Annotated in this window: 23 protein-coding genes; 21 read left to right on the plus strand and 2 right to left on the minus strand. The window is 67.6% G+C overall.

The annotated features are described in order from the left end of the window. Window positions 1-1,209, minus strand: coding sequence for an acyl-CoA dehydrogenase family protein (locus AC3WP6_RS02135; RefSeq protein ID WP_492626146.1), 1,209 nt, complete (start codon window positions 1,207-1,209; stop codon window positions 1-3). A 188-nt stretch (window positions 1,210-1,397) separates the two neighbouring features. Here AC3WP6_RS02135 and AC3WP6_RS02140 point away from each other — a divergent pair, with 188 nt between their 5' ends. From AC3WP6_RS02140 to prpC, 12 genes are all read left to right on the plus strand, one after another. Then, on the plus strand, window positions 1,398-2,378 hold the full coding sequence (locus AC3WP6_RS02140; protein ID WP_492626147.1) for a flavin reductase: 981 nt from the start codon (window positions 1,398-1,400) through the stop codon (window positions 2,376-2,378). A gap of 184 nt (window positions 2,379-2,562) precedes the next feature. Beyond that, window positions 2,563-3,411 (plus strand): alpha/beta fold hydrolase, encoded by an 849-nt coding sequence (locus AC3WP6_RS02145; RefSeq protein WP_492626148.1) that lies wholly within the window; start codon window positions 2,563-2,565, stop codon window positions 3,409-3,411. Beyond that, window positions 3,404-4,207 (plus strand): fumarylacetoacetate hydrolase family protein, encoded by an 804-nt coding sequence (locus AC3WP6_RS02150; protein WP_492626149.1) that lies wholly within the window; start codon window positions 3,404-3,406, stop codon window positions 4,205-4,207. The genes AC3WP6_RS02145 and AC3WP6_RS02150 overlap by 8 nt, the downstream gene beginning before the upstream one ends. Window positions 4,208-4,224: 17 nt before the next feature. Beyond that, entirely contained in the window at window positions 4,225-5,139 is a 915-nt protein-coding gene (locus AC3WP6_RS02155) for an acetaldehyde dehydrogenase (acetylating) (RefSeq protein WP_492626150.1), read from the plus strand. 11 nt (window positions 5,140-5,150) lie between these two features. After that, entirely contained in the window at window positions 5,151-6,197 is a 1,047-nt protein-coding gene (dmpG, locus tag AC3WP6_RS02160) for a 4-hydroxy-2-oxovalerate aldolase (protein WP_492626151.1), read from the plus strand. Beyond that, window positions 6,194-7,000: an SDR family NAD(P)-dependent oxidoreductase gene (locus AC3WP6_RS02165; RefSeq protein WP_492626152.1), complete on the plus strand. Its 807-nt coding sequence runs from the start codon at window positions 6,194-6,196 to the stop codon at window positions 6,998-7,000. Before dmpG ends, AC3WP6_RS02165 begins: the two co-directional genes overlap by 4 nt. Before the next feature lie 450 nt (window positions 7,001-7,450). After that, window positions 7,451-8,176, plus strand: a complete 726-nt coding sequence (locus AC3WP6_RS02170; RefSeq protein WP_492626153.1) for an SDR family NAD(P)-dependent oxidoreductase — start codon at window positions 7,451-7,453, stop codon at window positions 8,174-8,176. Window positions 8,177-8,186: 10 nt separating this feature from the next. Then, complete coding sequence (locus tag AC3WP6_RS02175; protein ID WP_492626154.1) at window positions 8,187-8,963, plus strand: SDR family NAD(P)-dependent oxidoreductase; 777 nt, start codon at window positions 8,187-8,189, stop codon at window positions 8,961-8,963. Beyond that, window positions 8,960-9,592 (plus strand): nuclear transport factor 2 family protein, encoded by a 633-nt coding sequence (locus AC3WP6_RS02180; RefSeq protein WP_492626155.1) that lies wholly within the window; start codon window positions 8,960-8,962, stop codon window positions 9,590-9,592. The genes AC3WP6_RS02175 and AC3WP6_RS02180 overlap by 4 nt, the downstream gene beginning before the upstream one ends. A 3-nt stretch (window positions 9,593-9,595) precedes the next feature. After that, on the plus strand, window positions 9,596-10,675 hold the full coding sequence (locus tag AC3WP6_RS02185; RefSeq protein ID WP_492626156.1) for an alkene reductase: 1,080 nt from the start codon (window positions 9,596-9,598) through the stop codon (window positions 10,673-10,675). 94 nt (window positions 10,676-10,769) lie between these two features. Continuing rightward, window positions 10,770-11,654 carry a methylisocitrate lyase gene (gene prpB, locus AC3WP6_RS02190; protein WP_492626157.1) on the plus strand — a complete coding sequence of 295 codons (885 nt, stop codon included), beginning with the start codon at window positions 10,770-10,772 and terminating at the stop codon, window positions 11,652-11,654. A gap of 153 nt (window positions 11,655-11,807) precedes the next feature. Beyond that, window positions 11,808-12,953 carry a bifunctional 2-methylcitrate synthase/citrate synthase gene (gene prpC, locus AC3WP6_RS02195; RefSeq protein ID WP_492626158.1) on the plus strand — a complete coding sequence of 382 codons (1,146 nt, stop codon included), beginning with the start codon at window positions 11,808-11,810 and terminating at the stop codon, window positions 12,951-12,953. Window positions 12,954-13,001: 48 nt separating this feature from the next. On the opposite strand, the gene AC3WP6_RS02200 is transcribed toward prpC, so the two are convergent. Continuing rightward, the gene (locus AC3WP6_RS02200; RefSeq protein ID WP_492626159.1) at window positions 13,002-13,277 is read right to left on the minus strand and encodes a hypothetical protein; all 276 of its coding nucleotides are present in this window, start codon (window positions 13,275-13,277) and stop codon (window positions 13,002-13,004) included. A 77-nt stretch (window positions 13,278-13,354) separates the two neighbouring features. On the opposite strand from AC3WP6_RS02200, the gene AC3WP6_RS02205 reads away from it, so the two are divergent. The 9 genes from AC3WP6_RS02205 (at window position 13,355) to AC3WP6_RS02245 (ending at window position 22,120) form a co-directional block, all read left to right on the plus strand. Next, entirely contained in the window at window positions 13,355-14,257 is a 903-nt protein-coding gene (locus AC3WP6_RS02205; RefSeq protein WP_492626160.1) for a VOC family protein, read from the plus strand. A gap of 1 nt (window position 14,258) precedes the next feature. Then, complete coding sequence (locus tag AC3WP6_RS02210; protein ID WP_492626161.1) at window positions 14,259-15,137, plus strand: CoA transferase subunit A; 879 nt, start codon at window positions 14,259-14,261, stop codon at window positions 15,135-15,137. A 10-nt stretch (window positions 15,138-15,147) separates the two neighbouring features. Beyond that, window positions 15,148-15,918 carry a CoA-transferase subunit beta gene (locus AC3WP6_RS02215; protein WP_492626162.1) on the plus strand — a complete coding sequence of 257 codons (771 nt, stop codon included), beginning with the start codon at window positions 15,148-15,150 and terminating at the stop codon, window positions 15,916-15,918. Window position 15,919: 1 nt separating this feature from the next. After that, window positions 15,920-16,828, plus strand: a complete 909-nt coding sequence (locus AC3WP6_RS02220; RefSeq protein ID WP_492626163.1) for an enoyl-CoA hydratase — start codon at window positions 15,920-15,922, stop codon at window positions 16,826-16,828. Then, window positions 16,825-17,910, plus strand: a complete 1,086-nt coding sequence (locus AC3WP6_RS02225; protein WP_492626164.1) for an NAD(P)H-dependent flavin oxidoreductase — start codon at window positions 16,825-16,827, stop codon at window positions 17,908-17,910. Before AC3WP6_RS02220 ends, AC3WP6_RS02225 begins: the two co-directional genes overlap by 4 nt. Further along, a complete protein-coding gene (locus tag AC3WP6_RS02230; protein ID WP_492626165.1) occupies window positions 17,903-18,658 on the plus strand; it encodes an enoyl-CoA hydratase family protein in 756 nt (251 codons plus the stop codon). The genes AC3WP6_RS02225 and AC3WP6_RS02230 overlap by 8 nt, the downstream gene beginning before the upstream one ends. A 9-nt stretch (window positions 18,659-18,667) precedes the next feature. Then, window positions 18,668-19,822 (plus strand): acyl-CoA dehydrogenase family protein, encoded by a 1,155-nt coding sequence (locus AC3WP6_RS02235; protein WP_492626166.1) that lies wholly within the window; start codon window positions 18,668-18,670, stop codon window positions 19,820-19,822. 10 nt (window positions 19,823-19,832) lie between these two features. Next, window positions 19,833-20,906, plus strand: coding sequence for an acyl-CoA dehydrogenase family protein (locus tag AC3WP6_RS02240; RefSeq protein WP_492626167.1), 1,074 nt, complete (start codon window positions 19,833-19,835; stop codon window positions 20,904-20,906). Window positions 20,907-20,968: 62 nt separating this feature from the next. Then, window positions 20,969-22,120 carry an acetyl-CoA C-acetyltransferase gene (locus AC3WP6_RS02245; protein ID WP_492626168.1) on the plus strand — a complete coding sequence of 384 codons (1,152 nt, stop codon included), beginning with the start codon at window positions 20,969-20,971 and terminating at the stop codon, window positions 22,118-22,120.

Here is a 22,120-nt window from a genome sequence, read left to right on the forward strand (position 1 = left end):
TCAGACGAACGGATCGGCGTTGGGCAGGCCAAGCATCACCGCGCCCTGCGCCCGCGCGTAGGCGTCGGCGTTGTTGGCGATGTGGCCGCGCGCCTGGTGGATGTCGCGGAAGAAGCGTTCGATCGGATTGGCCTTGTACAGGCCCGAGCCGGCGCAGGCGCGCAGCAGCTCGTCCACCTGCTGCGCGCAGATCTTCGACACGCGGGCCGATTGCGCGCGCTGCAGAAGGCGGCCTTCCACCTCCATCCGTGTGCCGGCCTTGGCATTGGCAATGATCGGTTCGTAATTGCGAAGGAGCACCAGCGCCTGCTCGTCGGCCACCATCATCGCCTCGCTCACCGCGAGCTGGGCGTTCGGATCTTCCGCGGTCTTGCCGCCGTGCTTGCCCACGTGCTCGGCCGAGCGGGCACGGAAATGCGCGATGGCGCCGTTCAGCGCGCCGATGCACGCGGTGGACACCGCACGCTGGAACACCTGGATGAACGGGATGCGATACAGCCAACTGCCGTTTTCCGCGCGGCCCGGGCAACCTTCCAGCGTGTAGTTGTTGGTACGTTGCGTGCGGTGCGTCGGCACGAAGGCGTTTTCCACCACGATGTCGTGGCTGCCGGTGGCGCGCAGGCCAAGCACGTCCCAGTTCTTGACGATCTTGAAATCCGCCTTGGGCACCAGGAACGTGGTGTGTTCCAGGCCCGGCGAACCGTCGCGCTTGGGCAGCAGGCCGCCGAGGAACACCCACTCCGCGTGCTCGCAGCCGCTGGAAAACCCCCAGTGGCCGGAGAGCCGGTAGCCGCCTTCGACCGGTTCGGCCTTGCCCACCGGCATGTACGTTGAGGCGATGCGGGTGGACGGATTCCTGCCCCACACTTCGTCCTGCGCCTGGTTCGGGAACAGCGAGAGCTGCCAGTAGTGCACGCCCATCACGCCGTAGATCCACGCGGTGGACATGCAGCCTTCGGCCAGCGCCATCTGGATCGAATAGAACACCCGCGGATCCATCTCGTGTCCGCCCCAGCGCTTGGGCTGCAACACGCGCAGCAGGCCGGCCTCTTCCAGTTCGCGCACGGTTTCTTCCGGCACCTTCCCTGCTGCTTCGGCCTGCGGCGCGCGCTCGGCCAGGCGCGGAATCATGGCGCGGGCGCGATCGATCAGCGCCTGCGCTTCGGGGGTGAGCCATTCGGCCGTGGCGGAGGAAACAGACGCGCTCATCGGGCGATCCTTCTCGCTGCGTGGGATGGCTGGATGGTTGCAGTGCCGGCGCCGGGGTTCATCGTCTTTTCGGACGATGGGGATCGGGATCGTGGGCGGGGTCCATCCCGACCGCGCTTCTAGTCCGAGTGGGGGATTGCAGCGGCGGTGCACGCGGCCACGCTGGACGGCAGCAAAGGGAGTGTCCGATGGCCGCCAACCAGTCGTTCGACCCGCGGGATTTTCGCCAGGCGCTGGGCGCGTTCGCGACCGGCGTCACCATCGTCACCGCGCGCGCCGCCGACGGCTTGCCGGTGGGCATCACCGCGAACAGCTTCAACTCCGTCTCGCTCGACCCACCGATGGTGTTGTGGAGCCTGGCGAAAAACGCGCGCAGCCTGCCGGTGTTCGCCGCGGCGGACCACTGGAACGTGCATGTGCTGGCGAACGACCAGGACGCGCTGTCCAACCGCTTTGCGCATGCGGGGGAAGACAAGTTCGGCGCGCTGGCGTTGGATGCCGGCGTCTCCGATGCGCCGCTGATCCCCGGCTGCAGCGCGCGTTTCCAGTGCCGCGCCGCGTTCCAGTACGAGGGCGGAGACCACGTGATTTTCGTCGGCGAGGTGGTGGAGTACGACCGCACGCCGCGCCCGCCATTGCTGTATGTCACCGGTAGCTACGCGCTGGCGGCACGCAAGGCGGCGGCGGTCGCCAGCGTTGCGACCGAGTGCGAGCAGCCCGACGCGATCTATTCGGAAAACCTCATCGGGTACCTGCTGGGCCGCGCGCACTACCAGTTCGTCGCTGGGTTCCGCCCCACGCTTGATGCGAACGCCCTGAGCGATGCGGATTTCTTCGTGCTCTCGCTGCTCAGCGTGCGGCAGCCGTTGTCGGGTGCCGAGATCGCCGCGCACATTGCCTACACGGGGGCCGACATCGGCGCAGTGGCGCTCGAGTCCCTGCGCGCGCGTGGTCTGCTGGAACATGTGCCGCTAAGCGGCGAATGGCGCCTTGGTGCGAAAGGCCGCGACGCCATCCTGCACGTGCTGGCGGCGGCTAAGGCGGTGGAAGCCGACGCCTTCGAGAAGCTCGACCCGATGGAAGTGGTCGGCCTGCGCAATCTGCTCAAGCGGCTGATCGCGGTAACCGATCCGGGGTTGCCGAAGCTGTGGCGGGGCACGCCGGCGTAGTTCCGCGCGCGCGTTCCGGCCGGGAGCTTGGCCCAAGGGGGCGACGTCGGTGCGGGAACGACGATCGCAGCCCCAGGCAGCAGAAAGCCACCGCCAATCGTGGCGTTCATATCGTCTATCCAGACGATGCCGCACCGCCGCATGGGCGGGAACATCGCTGTATTCCCGGCGCGAGGTGGATGGCATGAATCAGGCTGGTGGCATCCCGGTTGGTCACTACGCCGACATAGCGCCGGTGGCCGGCGCGCCGCAGCGGGTGCATTACCATGCGGGCGGTCCGCAGGGCGCCAGGCGGGCCGTGGTGTTCCTGCATGGCGCCGGTGCCGGCGCCAGCGGCTACAGCAACTTCAAGACCAACTACCCGGTATTCGCCGAAGCCGGTTATCGCGTGGTCGTGCCTGATCTCCTCGGTTACGGGCTCTCCAGCAAACCGGACATCGAGCAATACGACCTCGACTTTTTCGTGGCCGGCGTCAAGGGCCTGGTGGATGCATTGGGGCTTGATAAAGTCACGCTGGTGGGCAACTCGCTTGGTGGCGCGGTGGCGCTGGGCTACGCGCTGGCGCATCCGGGCGACGTGGAAAAACTGGTGCTGCTCGGCCCCGGCGGCGTGGAAGATTTGGACGCCTATCTGGCGATGCCCGGCATTGCGCACATGTTTGCCGTGTACAAGTCGGGCAAGGTCGGTGCCGAGGCGTTGCGCGAGATTTTCCACGCGATGCTGTATGACCCGTCGCAGCTCGACGAGGAAACCATTCGCGAGCGCGCGCCGCTGGCGCAACTGCAAACCGATGCCGCGCGCTCGATTCTCAAGGTGCCGAACATGACGCCGCGGCTGGGCGAGCTGGCGTGTCCGGTGTTCTGCATCTGGGGCGCCAACGACCAGTTCAACCCGCCGGAAGGTGGCATGAAGATCGCGCGCGGCGTGGCCAATGCGCGGGTGGAATGGGTGAGCCATTGCGGCCACTGGGTGCAGGTGGAGCACCGCGAATTGTTCAACCGGTTGTGCCTGGATTTCCTGCGCCATGGCTGAGCCCATGCCCGACGACCTCATTGCGCAGCTTGGCGACGAGCTGTTCGACGCGCTGCGCGCACGGCGCACGCTGGCGCCGCTCACCGCGCGGCATGCCGGCATCACCATCAACGACGCCTACCGCGTCTCGCTGCATTTCCTGCGTCGGCGCGAAAGCGCGGGCGAGTGCGTGATCGGCAAGAAGATCGGCGTCACCTCGAAAGCGGTGCAGGACATGCTCGGCGTGTTCCAGCCCGACTTCGGCTTTCTCACCGACGCCATGCGCGTGATGGACGGCGCCACCGTGAGCCTGGCGCAGTCGGGCCTGATCCAGCCGCGTGCGGAAGGCGAGATCGCGTTCGTGCTGAGGAGCGGCCTCAAGGGGCCGGGCATCACCCGCGACGACGTGCTGGCCGCCACCGACTACGTGGCGCCGTGTTTCGAGATCGTCGATTCGCGCATTGCCGACTGGAAGATCCGCATCGAGGACACCGTCGCCGACAACGCCTCCTGCGGCGTGTTCGTGGTCGGCCCGCAGCGCATCGACCCGACCGCGCTCGATCTGGCCGCGGTGGCGATGACGATGGAGAAAAACGGCGTGCCGTGCGGCGCCGGCCTGGGCAGCGCGGTGCAGGGCCATCCGGCCGAGGCCGTGGCGTGGCTCGCCAACACGCTGGGCGCGTATGGCATCCCCTTCAACGCGGGCGAAACGATTCTTTCCGGATCGCTCGCGCCGCTGGTGCCCGCCGCGGCGGGCGACCGATTCACGATGCGCATCGGCGGCCTCGGCGGCTGCTCGGTGGCGTTTGCCGTTTAACGGGACGAGGGCAAGACATGGGCAACAAGATCAAGTGTGCGGTGATCGGGCCGGGCAACATCGGCAGCGATCTCCTGGTGAAGCTCCAGCGCAGCAAGGTGCTGGAGCCGGTGTGGATGGTCGGCATCGTGCCCGACAGCGAAGGCTTGAAGCGTGCGCACGAACTCGGCCTCAAGACCACGGCCGAAGGCGTGGATGCGATGCTGCCGCACGTGAAGGAGGACGGCATCCAGATCGCGTTCGATGCCACCAGCGCCTACGCGCACGAGGAAAACAGCCGCAAGCTCACCGCGCTCGGCGTGCTGATGATCGACCTCACGCCGGCCGCCATCGGCCCATATTGCGTGCCGCCGGTGAACCTTGCCGCGCACGTGGGCAAGCACGAAATGAACGTCAACATGGTCACCTGCGGCGGCCAGGCCACGGTGCCACTGGTGGCCGCGGTGAGCCGCGTGCAGGATGTGGCCTATGGCGAAATTGTCGCCACCGTGTCCAGCCGTTCGGTCGGCCCCGGCACGCGCAAGAACATCGACGAATTCACCCGCACCACCGCCAGTGCGGTGGAGAAGGTGGGCGGTGCGAAAAAGGGCAAGGCCATCGTCATCATCAACCCGGCCGATCCGCCGCTCATCATGCGCGACACCATCCACTGCCTCACGGTGGATACGCCCAAGGTGGCGGAGATCGAGGCCTCGGTGCAGGCGATGATCAAGGAAGTGCAGAAATACGTGCCCGGCTACAAGCTGGTCAACGGTCCGGTGATCGACGGCAACCGCGTCACCATCTGGATGGAGGTGGAAGGCCTCGGCGATTTCCTGCCCAAGTACGCCGGCAACCTCGACATCATGACTTCGGCTGCCGCGCGCACCGCCGAGATGTTTGCCGAGGAGATGCTCTCCGGCAAATTCGTCCCCGCCCCGACCGCGGCCTGAAGGAGACCCCCATGGACCTGAAAGGCAGAAAGATCACGCTGCACGACATGACGTTGCGCGACGGCATGCACCCCAAGCGGCACAAGATCACGATCGAGCAGATGAAGTCGATCTCGCAGGGGCTCGACGCCGCCGGCGTGCCGCTGATCGAGGTGACCCACGGCGACGGCCTCGGCGGCGCCAGCGTCAACTACGGCTTCCCGGCCGCGAGCGACGAGGAATATCTCGGTGCCGTGATTCCGCTGATGAAGCACGCCAAGGTCTCGGCGCTGCTGCTGCCTGGCATCGGCACCGTCGACGACCTCTTGATGGCCAAGGACATCGGCGTGCACTGCATCCGCGTCGCCACCCACTGCACCGAGGCAGACGTCAGCGAGCAGCACATCAAGATGGCGCGCAAGCAGGGCATGGACACCGTCGGTTTTCTGATGATGTCGCACATGAACTCGCCCGAGGGCCTGGTGAAGCAGGCCAAGCTGATGGAGAGCTACGGCGCCAACTGCATCTACATCACCGATTCGGCCGGCTACATGCTGCCGGACGACGTGCGCGAACGGCTCAAGCCGGTGCGCGATGCGCTCAAGCCCGAAACCGAGCTCGGCTTCCACGGCCATCACAACCTCGCCATGGGCATCGCCAACAGCCTTGCGGCGGTGGAAGCCGGCGCCAACCGCATCGACTGCGCTACCACCGGCCTCGGCGCCGGCGCCGGCAACACGCCGATGGAAATCTTCGTGGCCGTGTGCAACCGCAAGGGCATCGAGACCGGCGTGGACCTGTGGAAGATCCAGGACGTCGCCGACGACCTCGTGCTGCCCATCATGGATTTCCCCGTGCGCGCCGGCCGCGACGCCATCACCATCGGCTACGCCGGCGTGTACGGCAGCTTCCTCTTGTTCGCCAAACGCGCGGCCGAAAAGTACGGCCTCTCCTCGCGCGACATCCTGGTCGAGCTCGGCAAGCGCAAGATGATCGGCGGCCAGGAAGACATGATCGAGGACACCGCGCTCACCATGGCCAAGGCGCGCGACGCGAAGAAGGCGGCAGTCGCTTCGTGAGCGAGCGGCTTGCCGGGCGCGTCGCGCTGGTCACCGGCAGCGCGCTCGGCATCGGGCGCGGGATCGCCCGGCGCTACGCCAACGAGGGTGCCGCGCTGGTGCTGGCCGATCTCGACGCCGAACGCGGCGAAACTGGCGCCGGGGAAATCCGCGGCGACTTCGGCGCCGAGGTGCTGTTCGCGCGCACCGACGTCGGCGTGCGCGCGGAGATCGAGGCGCTGGTTGCCGCCGGCATGCAGCGCTTCGGCCACATCGACATCCTGGTCAACAACGCCTGGGGCCGGCGCCCCGGTTCCAGCGGCTTCGCGCCGGTGGAAGGCGTGCTCGACGCCGACGTCGAACACGGCTTCCGCATCGGTGCCCAGGCCGCACTGTGGGCGATGCAGGCGGTATTCCCCGGCATGCGCGAGTGCGGTTGGGGCCGCATCATCAATCTGTGCTCGCTAAACGGCGTCAACGCCCACCCGTATTCCGTCGCCTACAACATGGCCAAGGAGGCCCTGCGCACGCTGACCCGCACCGCCGCGCGCGAGTGGGCGCCGCACGGCATTTGCTGCAACGCCATCTGCCCCGGCGCCGCCACCGAGGCCTATCGCCAGTTCGCCGCCGCGCAACCGGAAAACGCCGCCGAGCTGCTCAAACTCAATCCGATGGGCTACATGGGCGACCCGGAGCGCGACATCGGTGGCGTCGCACTGTTCCTCGCCAGCGAGGATGCGCGCTATCTCACCGGCAATACGTTGTTTGCCGATGGGGGGAGTCATATCAATGGGGTGCCTTGGAATCCGACGCCCAGGTGCTGAGGTGGGTTGGGGTTTTGTGTGTGGCGAGGCGTAGGTTTGCGCGGGCAGGTGTGGCTGCTGCCGTACCGCGCGGAACTCAGCGGCGTGGCGCGGCGTCAGCGCAATGCCAATGCACCGTCTGCAAGCGGGCTCTCGTGTCTGGAGTGGGACACGTTGCTGATGCGTGCCCGAAGTAAACCGCTGTCGCACCAATTGCGTCGCCGGACTGACTTCAGGAGCACACCCGCAGGGCACACGAAGCCGTCCTGACGCATCGCTGGCCGTGGGGCACGTTTCTTCGCCGTGGCCGATGACCTCTGCGAAAGAGCGGTGCGTGTCGGCGGGTTGCGACGCGCAAAGCGATGAGCGGCGTCCCAATGCCGTTAGTCCCATCGGACGATGGCAGCGGCAGCGGCAGCGCCTAGCCTCGTCGGCACGCTGACGCGGCGTCCATTTCAGGCGGGTATCACGATGAGACTTCAGAACAAGGTGGCGGTGGTCACCGGGGCCGGGCAGGGTATGGGGCGGGCGATTGCGCGGTTGTTCCAAGCGGAAGGGGCGACCGTGGTGGGGTTCGACGTGAACTTGGCAGCGGTGCAGGAAACCGTGGGCGCCGAAGGCCTTGCGCTGAACGTGAACATTGCCGACAGCGCTGCGGTGAACGCGGCGTTCGACGCTATCGTGGAAAAATTCGGCCGCGTGGACGTGCTGGTGAACAACGCTGGTATCGGCTCGGTGGACAAGTTCGCCGAGATTCCTGACGAGACCTGGGCGCGGGTGATCGGCGTGGATTTGACCGGCGCGTTCTATTGTGCGCGGGCCGCGGTGCGGGTGATGCAGGCCAAGGGCATCAAGGGTGCGATCGTCAACACCTCCAGCGTGTCGGCGGTGTCCGGCGACGGCCCGGCGCATTACTGCGCGGCCAAGGCCGGTCTGATGGGGCTGACCCGCTGCATGTCGAAGGAGCTGGCGCCGCAGGGCATCCGCGTCAACACGCTGGTGCCGGGGCCGACCAACACGCCGATGATGCAGGGCATCCCCGAGGAGTGGGCAAAGGCGATCATCGCCGGCGTGCCGATGGGGCGCATGGCCGAGCCGGAGGACATCGCGCGCGGCGCGCTGTTCCTCGCCAGCGACGATGCCGGCTTCGTCACCGGCCAGAACCTTGCCGTGAACGGCGGTAGCGCTTTCATCTGAGGAGCCGACGATGACCGATCGACTGAAGGGCAAGGTGGCGTTCGTCACCGGTGCGAGCCAGGGCATCGGCGCCGCGACCGCGAAGCGTTTCGCGGCGGAAGGCGCGCAGGTAACGATCTGCGGACGGCATCTGGAGGCGCTGCAGAAAATCGTCGCCGAGATCACGGCCGCCGGCGGCAAGGCCGAGGCGGTGGTGGCCGACGTGGGCGTGGAGGCCGAGATCGTCGGTGCGATCGAGGGCGTGGCGAAGAAGCACGGCCGCCTCGACATCCTGGTCAACAACGCGGCTGCCTATACATGGGGCGCGCTGACCGACATGGATACCGCCACCTGGCATGCGAATTTCACCACCTCGGTGGACGGCACGTTCTGGGGCACGCGCACGGCGATGAAGCTGATGCAGGACAAGGGCGGCGCCATCGTCAACTTGGCCTCGATTTGCGGCACGCTGGGCACGGCGATGATGTCGGGCTACTCGGCGGCCAAGGCGGCGATCCTCAATTTCAGCCGCGCGGCGGCGGTGGAAGGTGCGCGCCAGGGCATCCGCGTCAACGTGGTGGTGCCGGCGATCATCGCCACCCCGGCCACCGCCGGCATGCTGGCCGACGACGCCACCCGCAAGGGCACCGAGGCGATCATTCCGATGGGCCGCGTGGGCCAGGCTGACGAGTTGGCCAATGCCATCCTGTTTCTTGCCAGCGACGAGGCGTCCTACATCACCGGCGCGGCGCTGCCGGTGGATGGCGGGCGCGCCGCCGTGCTGGTCACTGCGCTGCCGCAGTCATGAGCTGGCCAGCCACGCTGGAGGAACGCATCGACCGGCTGGAATCGCTGGACGCGATCCGCCAGCTGGCGGGCAAGTACTCGCTCTCGCTCGACATGCGCGACATGGACGCGCACGTGAACCTGTTCGCGCCGGATATCCGCGTGGGCCGCGACAAGGTCGGCCGCGCGCATTTCAAGGCCTGGCAGGACGCGACGCTACGCGACCAGTTCACCGGCACAGCGCACCACCTGGGCCAGCACATCATTGAGTTCGTGGACAAGGAGCACGCCACCGGCGTGGTGTATTCCAAGAACGAGCACGAGTGCGGCGCCGAGTGGGTCATCATGCAGATGCTCTACTGGGATGACTACGAGCGCATCGACGGCGCGTGGTATTTCCGCCGCCGCCTGCCGTGCTACTGGTACGCCACCGATTTGAACAAGCCGCCGGTGGGCGACATGAAGATGCGCTGGCCGGGGCGCGAGCCATACCGCGGCACCTTCCACGAGCTGTTTCCGAGCTGGCGCGAGTTCTGGGCCGAGCGCCCGGACAAGGACACGCTGCCCCAGGTTGCCGCGCCCGCGCCGCTGGAAAAGTTCCTCGCCACCATGCGCCGCGGCACTCCGGCGCCGAAGATCCGCGTGCGCTGACCGATGACGACGCCGCCTGTCCATCTGTTCGAACCGGTGCGGCTGGGCGCGCTCGCGCTGCGGAACCGCGTGGTGATGGCGCCGATGACGCGCAACCGCGCGGACCCCGACGGCACGTCGAATGCGTTGATGGTGGAGTACTACGCCCAGCGCGCCGGCGCCGGTCTGATCGTGGCCGAAGGCACCTGGCCCAGCGTCACCGGCCAGGCGTATTGCCGTCAACCCGGTATCGAGACGGCGGCGCACATCGCCGGCTGGAAGCGCGTGACCGATGCCGTGCACGCGCGCGGCGGCCTGATCGTGCTGCAGATCATGCACGGTGGGCGCATCGGCAGCCGCGCGATCAAGCCGGCCGGCGTGGAGACCGTCGGCCCCAGCGCGATCCAGGCCGCCGGCGAGGTCTACACCGACGCCGCCGGCATGCAGCCGTTCGACCCGCCGCGCGCACTGTCCACCATCGAGGTGAGGGATGTCGTGCGCGAGCACGCGCAGGCGGCGCGCAACGCGCGCGAAGCCGGCTTCGACGGCGTCGAGCTGCATGGCACCAGCGGTTATCTCTCCATCCAGTTCTTGAGCACCGGCAGCAACCGGCGCGAGGACGAATACGGTGGCAGCGCGGCGAACCGCGCGCGCTTCGCTTACGAGTGCCTGGCTGCGATGGCCGAAGCCATCGGCGCCGACCGCGTCGGCCTGCGCCTGTGCCCCGGCAACAGCTTCAACGACATCCACGACGAGGATTCCGCCGCGAGCCACGCCGAGTTGATGCGCCAGGCGGCCACGCTCGGTCTTGCCTACCTGCATGTGATGCGCTCGCCCGGTGCGGCGGTGGGCATCGACGCGTTTGCATTGGCGCAGCGCGAATACCGCGGCAACCTCATCCTCAACGATGGTTTCGACGGTGCCGAAGCCGATGCGGCCATGGCCGCCGGCACCGGCGCCGCGGTGTCGTTCGCCCGCCACTTCGTTGCCAATCCCGATCTGGTGCAGCGCCTTGGCGAAGGCCAGCCGCTGGCGAAGTTCGACCGCCGCACGCTGTATACGCCGGGCGCCGCGGGGTACACGGATTACCCGGTGGTGGGTTGAAGGGTGTGCCTGATTCTGGCTCGGATCGTTCCACCGAACGATCCAGCTTCGCGTGGTGGTCGGCCACAAACCATGCACTTTGACGGAGCGAACGATGACGCAATCGACATCTTCCGGCGCACGTTTCCGGGCTGCGGTGGCGGCGGAGCGGCCGTTGCAGGTGGTGGGCGCGATCACTGCCTATGCCGGCCTGATGGCCAAGCGCGTCGGTTATCAGGCGCTGTATCTCTCCGGCGGCGGCGTGGCGGCGAACTCGCTGGGCATGCCGGATCTCGGCATCTCCACCATGGAAGACGTGCTCACCGACGCTCGCCGCGTGGTCGAGGCCACCGGTTTGCCGCTCTTGGTCGATATCGATACCGGCTGGGGCGGCGCGTTCAACATTGCGCGCACCATCCGGAATTTCGAGCGCATCGGTGTCGCCGCGGTGCACATCGAGGACCAGGTGGGCCAGAAGCGCTGCGGTCATCGCCCCGGCAAGGAGGTGGTGCCGAAGGCGGAAATGGTCGACCGCGTGAAGGCCGCGGTGGACGCCAAGGCTGACGCCGATTTCGTGGTGATGGCGCGCACCGACGCCGCCGCGAAGGAAGGCCTCGATGCCGCGATCGAACGCGCCGTGGCCTACGTGGAAGCCGGCGCCGACATGATCTTTCCCGAGGCAATGCAGACGCTGGACGACTACCGCAAGTTCAAGGCGGCGGTGCAGGTGCCGATCCTCGCCAACCTCACCGAGTTTGGTTCCACCCCGTTCTTCACCACCGCCGAGCTGGCCAGTGCCAACGTGGATATCGCGCTGTATTGCTGTGGCGCGTATCGCGCGATGAACAAGGCGGCGCTGGGTTTCTACGAAACCGTGCGCCGCGACGGTACACAGAAGGCCGTGGTGGGCACCATGCAGACCCGCGAGGAGCTGTACGACTACCTCGGCTACCACGCCTACGAGGACAAGCTCGACGCGTTGTTCTCGCATGAAGGCTGACCGCCAAACGACAGGAAATCGCCCGTAAGCGACGGCTTGGGGCTTTTGCGAATCCCCAGTCCCGAATCGCCAATCCCGGCCCCAAGGCCATCGCCCGCGCGCAGGCGCCCACGGTGCGACGCCATTGCCCCATCCGCATCACAGGAGACACCCATGAGCGAGCAAGTCCTTCCCAAAGCCAAGAAATCGGTGGCGCTGTCCGGCGTGGCCGCGGGCAACACGGCACTGTGCACGGTGGGCCGCAGCGGCAATGACCTGCACTATCGCGGCTACGACATCCACGACCTGGCAGGCAAAGGCTGTTTCGAGGAGGTGGCGCACCTGCTGGTGCACGACCACCTGCCGAACTGGACCGAGCTGCAGAATTACAAGGCCAAGCTGAAGCGCCTGCGCGGGCTGCCGGCGCCGGTCAAGGCCGTGCTGGAGCTGCTGCCGGCCGCGACCCATCCGATGGACGTGCTGCGCACCGGCTGCTCGGTGCTGGGCACCGTGCTGCCGGAGAAGGACGACCACAACGTCACCGGCGCGCGCGACATCGCCGACCGCCTGATGGCGAGCTTCGGCTCGATGCTCTTGTACTGGTACCACTTCAGCCACAACGGCAAGCGGGTGGAGACCGAGACCGACGACGAGTCGATCGCCGCGCACTTCCTGCACGTGCTGCACGGCAAGGCGCCGAGCGAGCTGCACGCCAACTCGCTGGACAAGTCGCTGGTGCTCTACGCCGAGCACGAGTTCAACGCCTCGACCTTCAGCGCGCGCGTGATCGCCGGCACCGGGTCGGACATGTACTCTTCCATCACCGGTGCGATCGGTGCGCTGCGCGGCCCCAAGCACGGCGGCGCGAACGAAGTGGCGATGGAGATCATCTCGCGCTACCGCAGCGCGAACGATGCCGAAGCGGACATCCGCGCGCGCGTGGAGCGCAAGGAGATCATCATCGGTTTCGGCCACCCGGTGTACACGGTGTCCGACCCGCGCAACGAGATCATCAAGGAGATCTCGCGCAAGCTGTGCACCGATGGCGGCAACCCGGTGCTGTTCGCGGTGTCCGAGCGGATCGAGAAGGTGATGGGCGAGGTCAAGAAGATGTTCCCGAACCTCGACTGGTACTCGGCCAGCACGTACCACATGCTCGGGGTGCCGACCGCGATGTTCACCCCGCTGTTCGTGATCTCGCGCACGGCCGGCTGGAGCGCGCACGTGATCGAGCAGCGCCAGGACGGCAAGATCATCCGCCCCAGCGCCAACTACACCGGCCCGGAAGACCTCGCCTACGTGCCGATCGACAAGCGCTGATTACCGGCGTGATGCAACGAAAAAGGCGCCCTATGGGCGCCTTTTCCATCAGCCTGGCCGATGCGCCAGTGTGCGCCGGCGGTTGGCGAGCCAGCCGCCGCCGCAGATGCCGAGAACCAGCACTGCATCCAGCACGTACAGCAGCGCTTCGCGGCCAGTGAACACGCCGGCCAGCAGGTGATCGTGGGCGAACATGCGGCCGGCGGTGATCACGATCGCCCCCGCGCCGATGTAGACGATGATCGGGAAGCACTCGATGAGTTTCAGGATCAGGTCGAACCCCACACCACCAGAGGGCTGGGTTCCCCAGCCCGTTAGTCTCATCGGACGATGCTGGTGCACGGCAGCATCCGCAGAATCAGGCCATCGCGAAAGGGCGGTTTGCCCGGGAGATGCAGGCCATGATGAAGCTCAGCGGGCTCGCCTATGTGGTGGCGCAGACGACCGACGTCGCGCGCTGGAAAACCTACGCCGAACAGGTGCTGGGCATGCAGACCGCCCCGGCGCCGGGCGGCGGCCTGTACGTGCGGATGGACGAGCGCCAGTTCCGCTTCCTGATCGAGCCGGGCGAGGCTGACCGCTACGCGGCGTCGGGCTGGGAGGTGATCAACCAGCCGACGTTCGAGCAGGCGCTGGAAACGCTGCGCGCGGCGAAGGTGGCCTTCAAGCTGGAGGACGCCGCGTTCTGTGCGCAGCGTCGGGTGCAGCAGGTAGCGAGTTTCACCGATCCCTCCGGCAACCGGCACGAGGTGGTGTGGGGGTTCCAGTCGGATTTCACCCGCTTCGTGTCGCCGGTGGGCGTGCCGGGGTTTGTCACCGGCGAGATCGGCATGGGGCACGTGGTACTGCCGGCGCCGAACTTTGCCGAAACCGCCGCGTTTGCGCGCGAGGTGATGGGCTTCGGGCTTTCCGACATCTTCAATTTCCAGCCGCCGGGCACCGAGGGCGTCGTGCTGCCGATCCACTTTTTCCACTGCGGCAACGCGCGCCATCACAGCCTGGCGCTGGCGGCGTTCCCGGTGCCGTCGGGTTGCGTGCACGCGATGGTCGAGGTGCGCGACATGGCCGAGGTCGGCCGCGCAATGGATCGCATGCTGGCGCACGAGGTGACGCTCAGCGCCACGCTTGGCCAGCACACCAACGACCGCATGACCTCGTTCTACATGCGCTGCCCGTCCGGCTTCGACATCGAGTACGGCTACGGCGGCGCGGTGGTGGACTGGAAGCGCCACGTGGTGCACGAGTTCACCCGCGTGAGCCTGTGGGGCCACGATTTCACCATTGCGCACAAAAAGGCGGGTTGAGATGGCCGACAAACGCATGGGCGCGGCCGACGTCGTGGCGCAACTGCACGACGGCATGACCATCGGCATCGGCGGCTGGGGCCCGCGGCGCAAGCCGATGGCGCTGGTGCGCGAGATCCTGCGCAGCCCGCTGAAGGACCTCACCATCGTCTCCTACGGCGGCGCGGACGTGGGCATGCTGTGCGCGGCCGGCAAGGTGCGCAAGGTAGTATTTGCCTTCGTCTCGCTGGATTTCATCCCGCTCGAACCGTACTTCCGCCTCGCGCGCCAGCACGGCGCGGTGGAGACGATGGAAGTGGACGAGGGCCTGTTCCTGCTCGGCCTCAAGGCTGCCGGATGGGGCCTGCCGTTCATCCCGACGCGGGTGGGCCTGGGCACCGACGTGCCCAAGGTCAACCCGTCGCTCAAGCTGGTGGATTCGCCCTACGACGACAAGCAGTGGCTGGCGATGCCGGCATTGCCGCTCGACGTGGCGCTGGTGCACGTGGACCGCGCCGACGCGCGCGGCGTGTGCCAGGTGAAGGGGCCGGACCTGTACATGGACGACCTCTTCGTGCGCGCGGCGAAGGCCACGTATGCAAGCTGCGACGAGCTGGTGGACGGCAGCGTGTTCGAGGCCGGGGACGAGGCGCGTTACGTGCCCTGGGAGCGCAGCGAAACCACCGGCGTGGTGCACTTGCCGTGCGGCGCGCACCCCAGCTCGTGCGCGCCGCTGTACGGCTTCGACGTGGCGCACTTCAAGGAGTACGCGGCCAGCGCGAAGGATGCCGACGGCTGGCAGCGCTATGTCGAGCGCTACGTGGCCTGCGGCGAGGCGGAATACCTCGCGCGCGTCGGCGGCGAGGCGGCGATCCGCCAGCTTGCTCCGCCGGTGTTTTGAGGAGATCGCGATGACGGATGCAACCCTGATCGACCGCATCATCTGCGCCGCCGCCGAAGCCTGGAAGGACGACGGCGAAGTGCTGGCCACCGGCATCGGCGTGGTGCCGCGCCTGGCGGCCTCGCTGTGCATGGCCACGCTCAACCTCGACCTGATGATGACCGACTCCGAGGCCTTCATCGTGCGCGAGCCGGTACCCATCGGCCCGCGCGGCGACTACCGCGTGAAGCGCGAGAGCGCGATGGGTTTTGCGCGCATCTTCGACAACGTGTGGAGCGGCAAGCGCCACGCGATGGTCGGCCCCACCCAGGTCGATCGTTGGGGCCAGGCCAACATCTCGATGATCGGTGCCGACTACGCCCGGCCGAAGGTGATGATGCTCGGCGTGCGCGGATTTCCCGGCAACTCCATCAGCCACGCCAATTCGTTCTTCGTGCCGCACCACAACCCGCGCGTGTTCGTGGCCGGCGAGGTCGACATGGTGGCCTCGGTGGGCTACAAGCCGGATCGCTTCCCGCGCGGCTGGAACTACGAGGACGTGGTCGACATCCGCCGCGTCTACACCAACCTCGCGGTGCTGGATTTCAGCGGGCCTGGGCATCAGGTGCGACTGGTGGCGGTGCACCCCGGCGTGACGCCGCAGGCGGTACAGGAAGCCACCGGCTTCCCGCTGCAGATTCCGGATGCGGTGCCGACCACGCCGCAGCCGACTGCCGCGCAGCTTGCGCTGATTGCGCGCTTCGACCCGCACAACCTGCGTGCGCACGCGCTGGGGGCCTGAGATGGCCGATACGACCGATCCCGGCGACGCCTTCGTCGGACGCCCCGACCATTCCGTCTACGAGACGGACAAGCCGGTGCTGTACGCGGTGGCCGACCGCGTCGCCACCGTCACGCTCAACCGCCCCAAGTACCACAACGCGCAGAATTCGCAGATGACGTATGCGCTCGACGCCGCGCTGCGCCGCGCGGTGGACGACGACGCGGTGAAGGTGATCGTGCTGCGCGGCGGGGGCAAGCATTTTTCCGCCGGCCACGACATCGGCACGCCGGGGCGCGACCTGGACCACTCCTATCCGCGCGCCGCGCTCTGGTGGGACCACGTCAACAAGCCCGGCGCCGAGCGCCTCTACGTGCGCGAGCAGGAGGTGTACCTGGGCATGTGCCGGCGCTGGCACGACCTGCCCAAGCCGACCATCGCGATGGTGCACGGCGCCTGTATCGCCGGCGGGCTGATGCTGGCTTGGGTGTGCGATTTGATCGTGGCCAGCGACGACGCGTTTTTTCAGGACCCGGTGCTGCGCATGGGCATCCCCGGCGTGGAGTATTTCGCCCATGTGCACGAGATGAACCCGCGCCTGGCGAAGGAGTTCCTGTTCCTCGGCGAGCGCATGAGCGCGCAGCGCGCGCACGAGATCGGCATGGTCAACCGCGTGGTGCCGCGCGCCGCGCTGGAATCCACGGTGCACGCCATCGCGGCGAAGATCGCCAGCCAGCCGCGCATGGGGCTATCGCTCGCCAAGACCGTCGTCAACCGCATCGAGGAGATGCAGGGCCTGCGCAGCGCGATGGATCTGGCGTTTGGCTACCACCACTTCGCGCACGCGCACAGCCAGGTGCTGGGCGCCGGCGAGCTGGGCGGACAAGATGCCGCGTCGATGATCCGCGCCAACAAGAAGGACGCCCCATGAGCGCGCTGCACACGCCACTGTGCGATCTGCTCGGCTGCCGCTACCCGGTGGTGCAGACCGCGATGGGCTACGTCGCCGGCGCCTCACTGGTGGCCGCAACCTGCAACGCTGGCGGCTTCGGTTTTCTTGCCGGAGTGACGATCCCCGCCGAGCGCGTCGAGGCGGAAATCCTCAAGGTGAAGGAGCTCACCAGCGACAAGCCGTTCGGGCTCAATTTCCACATGTTCCAGCCCAACGCGCAGCAGCTGCTCGACCTCGCGGTAAAGCACGGCATCCGCGCGGTGAGCTACGGGCGCGGGCCGGATGCGAAGACCATTCGCCGCCTGCGCGACGCCGGCATCGTGTGCATGCCCACGGTCGGCGCGCTCAAGCATGCGCAAAAGGCCATCGAGCTGGGCGCCAACGTGGTCACCGTGCAGGGTGGCGAGGGCGGCGGCCACACCGGCAGCGTGCCGACCACGGTGCTGCTGCCGCAGGTGGTGGACGCGGTGGAGGTGCCGGTGGTCGCGGCCGGCGGTTTCTACGACGGGCGCGGCCTGGTTGCGGCGCTGGCCTACGGCGCGCAGGGCATCGCGATGGGCACGCGGTTCCTGATGACCAGCGATTCCGGCGTGCCCGAGGCCACCCTGGCGCGCTATGTCGCCACCAACGATGCGGCAAAGATCGCCATCTCGCGCGTGGTCGACGGCATGCCGCAGCGGATGATCCCCAACGAATACCTGGCGATGCTGCAGAAGGCCTCGCCATTCAAGCGCCTGCGCATCGCGCTGAAACTCGCGCTGGGTTGGAAGGCGCAGACCGGCATGACCAGCGGCCACGCGCTGAAGATACTCTGGCAGGGCATGCGCGGCGACGACGCGGGGGGCCTGGCGCAGACGGTGATGGCGGCCAATGCACCGATGCTCCTGCAGCGCTCGATGCTGGCCGGCCACCCGGACGAGGGCGTGATGGCCTCCGGCCAGGTCGCCGCGTTGATCGGGCGTCTGGATTCCTGCGAGGAAGTGATTGCCGGCATCGTCCGCGTGGCAACCGAGCGGCTGCAGGTGCTGGGCGAACTTGCGCGAGGAGAGAGCCATGGCTGAGCCGTTCACCACCGAGATTCATCCTGACGGCGTCGCCGAGCTGGTGCTCGACTGCCCGCCGGTGAATGCCTTGAACAATGCCGGCTGGCATGCACTGGCAACGACCATCGCCGCGCTTGGCGAACAACCCGAGGTGCGCGTGATCGTGATCCGCGCGGAGGGCAAGGGTTTTTGCGCGGGCGTGGACATCAAGGAGCTGGCCGCCGACCAGGGCCTGATCGTCAGCGTCAACGCCGGCAATTACGCCACGTTCAAGGCGGTGCATCTGAACCCGGTACCGGTGATCGCGGCAGTGCACGGCTTCGTGCTCGGTGGCGGCATCGGCATCTGCGGCGCGGCCGACATCGTGGTCGCCGCCGAGGATGCGCGCTTCGGCCTGCCCGAGGTGGACCGCGGCGCAATGGGCGGCGCGGCGCACCTGCAACGCATGTTCGGCGTGCAGAAGACGCGCTACCTGTTCTTCACCGGCGAAATGATCGGCGCCGCCGAGGCGCTGCGCCTGGGCGCGATCGAGCGCGTGGTGCCGCGCGCCGACCTGCGCGAAACCGCGCTGGGCATCGCGCGCAAGATCGCGGCCAAGAGCCCGGCGATGATCCGCATTGCGAAGGAAGCCTTGACCGGCGTCGAGGACGGCGACCTGGAAGCCAAATACCGTTGGGAGCAGGGCTTCACGCTGCAGGCGTACATGAGCCCGGATTCGGCCGAAAGCCGCAGCGCGTTCGTCGCCAAGCGCGACGCGAAATTCTGAGGATCATCCATGGATCTCACCTACACCCCCGAGCAGCAGGCGTTCCGCGCCGAGGTGCGCGCGTGGCTTGCCGCACACGCACCGCGCACGCCGCTGCAAAGCTACGACACCCGCGAAGGTTTCGAGCAGCACCGCGCGTGGGAGGCCGAGCTGGCCGAACACGGCTACAGCGCCATCACCTGGCCGAAGGAGCTCGGCGGCCGCGGCGCCGGCCTGATCGACTGGCTGGTGTTCGAGGAGGAGTACTGGGCCGCCGATGCGCCGCTGCGCGTCAACCAGAATGGCCTCCTGCTGCTTGCGCCCACGCTGATGGAGTTCGGCACTGCGGAACAGAAAGCGCGTTTCCTGCCACGTACCGCGCGCTGCGACGACATGTGGGCGCAGGGCTGGAGCGAGCCCAACGCGGGTTCGGACATGGCTTCGATCACCTCGCGCGCGATCCGCGACGGCGACCATTACGTGCTGAACGGCCAGAAGACCTGGTCCACCCGCGCGCTGTTCGCCAACTGGATGTTCGGGCTGTTCCGTTCGGACCCGGAATCCAGCCGCCACCATGGCCTGTCGTACCTGCTGGTGCCGCTGGACGCCGAAGGCATCACCGTGCGCCCGATCAAGGCGCTGAACGGCAAGTTCGCCTTTGCCGAAGTGTTCTTCAAGGACGTGCACGTGTCGGTGGAGAACCGCGTCGGCGAGGAAGGCCAGGGCTGGCACGTGGCGATGGCCACCGCGGGTTTCGAGCGCGGCCTGTTGCTGCGCTCGCCGGCGCGCTACCAGCGCACCGCAAAGCGGCTGGTGGAGCTGTATCGCCGCCACCGCGGCGAGGCCGCGCACGACGGCACGCTGCGCGACGCCGTGCTGCGCGCGTGGATGGGCGCCGAGGCGTACACACTTTCTTCCTACCACACCGTCGCGCGGCTGCAGCACGGCGCAAAGATCGGTGCGGAATCCAGCACCAACAAGATTTTCTGGTCCGAGCTGGACCTGGACATGCACGAGACCGCGATGCACCTGCTCGGCGCGCGCGCCGAGCTGATCGACGACCCCGAAGTGCACGAGTGGCTGGAAGGTTTCCTGTTTGCGCAGGCCGGCCCGATCTACGCGGGCAGCAACGAGATCCAGCGCAACATCATTGCCGAACGCATGCTCGGCTTGCCGAAGAACTGAGGGAGCGGCCATGGACTTCACCTTCACCGAAGACCAGATCGCGTTCCGCGACGCCGTCAGCCGCTTCTTCATGACCGAGGCGGCGCCCGAGCAGTTGCGCGAAGTGTGGGAAACCGGCGCCGGGCGCTCAGCGGCATTGCGCAAGAAGATCGCCGAGCAGGGGCTCACCGCGCTCTCCGTGCCCGAGGCCGAAGGCGGGCTGGGCATGGGCGACATCGACTGGGCGTTGATGACGCAGGAGTTGGGTTATTACGCCATCCCCGATTCGCTGGCCGATACCGCCTACCTTGCACCCGGCCTGCTGGCGGGCTTGCCTGCGGGCCACGCGCTGCGCGCGCAATGGCTGCCGCGCGTGGTCGACGGCAGTTGCCGCATCGCCATCGGCCACCCGGTGAATCCGTGGGTGGCCGACGCGCACCTCGCCGATCTGCTGCTGATGGCGCACCCGGTGGCCGACGGCTGCGAGCTGCACGCGGTGCCGCGCGCCAAGGTGGAGCTGACCGTGCTGCCCAGCATCGATGCCTCGCGGCGCCTGTTCGAGGTGCGCTGGCATCCGGACACGGAAACCCGCGTGCTCGATGGCGTTGCCGGAGCGCCGCAGTGGGCCGCCACGCTCGACCGCGCCGCACTCAACGTCGGCGGCCAGGCGATCGGTCTCGCGCAGCGCATGCTCGATCTGGCCACCGATTACGCCGCGCAGCGCAAGCAGTTCGGCAAACCGATCGGCAGCTTCCAGGCGATCAAGCACCACCTGGCCGACGTGGTGACCGAGATTGAATTTGCACGCCCGGTGCTCTACCGCGCCGCCGCCGCACTTGCCGCCGGCGAGCCCGATGCCAGCGTGCGCGCCTCGCACGCCAAGCTCGCCTGTGCCGATGCCGCGTGGACGGCTGCGCGCAAGGCGATCCAGGTGCACGGCGCCATGGGCTACACCTGGGAGGTGGACCTGCAGATGTTCATGAAGCGCGCCTGGGTACTTGATGCCGCTTGGGGCGACCGCGCGTTCCACCGCGCCCGCCTCGGCGCGGCCTTGCTGGACGCCGAAACCTTGCCGTCGATCGGCCCCGGCACGACGTTCGCATAGGCCCGCGCGAAAGAACCGCCCCCGGTATTTCCAACCTGTATCCCGAATCCCGAGCAATCACCATGGCAGATGCATACATCATCGACGCGTTGCGCTCGCCCACCGGCAAGAAGAAGGGCTCGCTGGCGGCGGTGCATGGTGCCGATCTGGGCGCGCACGTGATCCGCGCCATCGTCGAACGCAATCCGATCCCTCCGGAGGACTACGACGACGTGATCTTCGGTTGCGTCGACACCATCGGTCCGCTGGCGGGCGACATCGCGCGCACGGCGTGGCTGGCCGCGGGCATGAGCGACGCGGTGCCCGGCGTCACCGTCGACCGCCAGTGCGGCAGCTCGCAGCAGGCGGTGCACTTCGCCGCGCAGGCGGTGATGAGCGGCACCCAGGACGTGGTGCTGGCTGGCGGCGTGCAGACGATGACGTCCATCCCCATCGGCGCGGCGATGACCGCCGGCCAGCCCTACGGTTTCACCACGCCGTTTGCCGAAAGCCAATGCTGGCGTGCGCGCTACGGCGAGGCGCCGGTCAACCAGTTCTACGCCGCGCAGCGTATCGCCGACCACTGGGACATCAGTCGCGAGGCGATGGAAGAATTCGCGCTGCACAGCCACGAGCGCGCGCTGGCAGCGACCGCGGCGGGACATTTCGCGCGCGAGATCGCGCCGTATGGTGAGCTGCGCGTGGACGAGACCCCACGCCACACCACGATGGAAAAAATGGCCGCGCTGCAGCCGGTCGACCCGCAATACCCGAAGATCACTGCCGCGGTATCGAGCTGCACCTGCGACGCGGCGGCAGCGATCCTGGTGGCGTCCGAGGCCGCGGTGAAACGCTACGGGCTTAAGCCGCGTGCACGCATCGTGCACCTGAGTGCGCGCGCCGACGACCCGATCTGGCACCTCACCGCCCCAATCGCGGCGACGCGCCATGCACTGAAAAAATCCGGCATGCGGCTCGCGGACATCGACTTGGTCGAGATCAACGAAGCCTTCGCCAGCGTGGTGATGGCGTGGCTCAAGGAGACCGGCTACCCGTACGAGCGCATCAACGTCAACGGCGGCGCCATCGCGCTCGGCCACCCGCTCGGCGCCACCGGCGCCAAGCTGATGACCACGCTGCTGCACGAGATGGAGCGCCGCCAGGTGCGCTACGGCCTGCAGACCATGTGCGAAGGCGGCGGCCAGGCCAACGTCACCATTCTCGAACGGCTTTGA

This window comes from Rhodanobacter sp. FW106-HT46G03 (assembly GCF_058789895.1).

Excerpts from the sequence above, each read along its gene's own strand:
- AC3WP6_RS02135 (WP_492626146.1), bottom strand. The coding sequence starts at position 1,209 with ATGAGCGCGTCTGTTTCCTCCGCCACGGCCGAATGGCTCACCCCCGAA.
- AC3WP6_RS02140 (WP_492626147.1), top strand. The coding sequence starts at position 1,398 with ATGGCCGCCAACCAGTCGTTCGACCCGCGGGATTTTCGCCAGGCGCTG.
- AC3WP6_RS02145 (WP_492626148.1), top strand. The coding sequence starts at position 2,563 with ATGAATCAGGCTGGTGGCATCCCGGTTGGTCACTACGCCGACATAGCG.
- AC3WP6_RS02150 (WP_492626149.1), top strand. The coding sequence starts at position 3,404 with ATGGCTGAGCCCATGCCCGACGACCTCATTGCGCAGCTTGGCGACGAG.
- AC3WP6_RS02155 (WP_492626150.1), top strand. The coding sequence starts at position 4,225 with ATGGGCAACAAGATCAAGTGTGCGGTGATCGGGCCGGGCAACATCGGC.
- dmpG (WP_492626151.1), top strand. The coding sequence starts at position 5,151 with ATGGACCTGAAAGGCAGAAAGATCACGCTGCACGACATGACGTTGCGC.
- AC3WP6_RS02170 (WP_492626153.1), top strand. The coding sequence starts at position 7,451 with ATGAGACTTCAGAACAAGGTGGCGGTGGTCACCGGGGCCGGGCAGGGT.
- AC3WP6_RS02175 (WP_492626154.1), top strand. The coding sequence starts at position 8,187 with ATGACCGATCGACTGAAGGGCAAGGTGGCGTTCGTCACCGGTGCGAGC.
- AC3WP6_RS02180 (WP_492626155.1), top strand. The coding sequence starts at position 8,960 with ATGAGCTGGCCAGCCACGCTGGAGGAACGCATCGACCGGCTGGAATCG.
- AC3WP6_RS02185 (WP_492626156.1), top strand. The coding sequence starts at position 9,596 with ATGACGACGCCGCCTGTCCATCTGTTCGAACCGGTGCGGCTGGGCGCG.
- prpB (WP_492626157.1), top strand. The coding sequence starts at position 10,770 with ATGACGCAATCGACATCTTCCGGCGCACGTTTCCGGGCTGCGGTGGCG.
- prpC (WP_492626158.1), top strand. The coding sequence starts at position 11,808 with ATGAGCGAGCAAGTCCTTCCCAAAGCCAAGAAATCGGTGGCGCTGTCC.
- AC3WP6_RS02200 (WP_492626159.1), bottom strand. The coding sequence starts at position 13,277 with ATGAGACTAACGGGCTGGGGAACCCAGCCCTCTGGTGGTGTGGGGTTC.
- AC3WP6_RS02205 (WP_492626160.1), top strand. The coding sequence starts at position 13,355 with ATGATGAAGCTCAGCGGGCTCGCCTATGTGGTGGCGCAGACGACCGAC.
- AC3WP6_RS02210 (WP_492626161.1), top strand. The coding sequence starts at position 14,259 with ATGGCCGACAAACGCATGGGCGCGGCCGACGTCGTGGCGCAACTGCAC.
- AC3WP6_RS02215 (WP_492626162.1), top strand. The coding sequence starts at position 15,148 with ATGACGGATGCAACCCTGATCGACCGCATCATCTGCGCCGCCGCCGAA.
- AC3WP6_RS02220 (WP_492626163.1), top strand. The coding sequence starts at position 15,920 with ATGGCCGATACGACCGATCCCGGCGACGCCTTCGTCGGACGCCCCGAC.
- AC3WP6_RS02225 (WP_492626164.1), top strand. The coding sequence starts at position 16,825 with ATGAGCGCGCTGCACACGCCACTGTGCGATCTGCTCGGCTGCCGCTAC.
- AC3WP6_RS02230 (WP_492626165.1), top strand. The coding sequence starts at position 17,903 with ATGGCTGAGCCGTTCACCACCGAGATTCATCCTGACGGCGTCGCCGAG.
- AC3WP6_RS02235 (WP_492626166.1), top strand. The coding sequence starts at position 18,668 with ATGGATCTCACCTACACCCCCGAGCAGCAGGCGTTCCGCGCCGAGGTG.
- AC3WP6_RS02240 (WP_492626167.1), top strand. The coding sequence starts at position 19,833 with ATGGACTTCACCTTCACCGAAGACCAGATCGCGTTCCGCGACGCCGTC.
- AC3WP6_RS02245 (WP_492626168.1), top strand. The coding sequence starts at position 20,969 with ATGGCAGATGCATACATCATCGACGCGTTGCGCTCGCCCACCGGCAAG.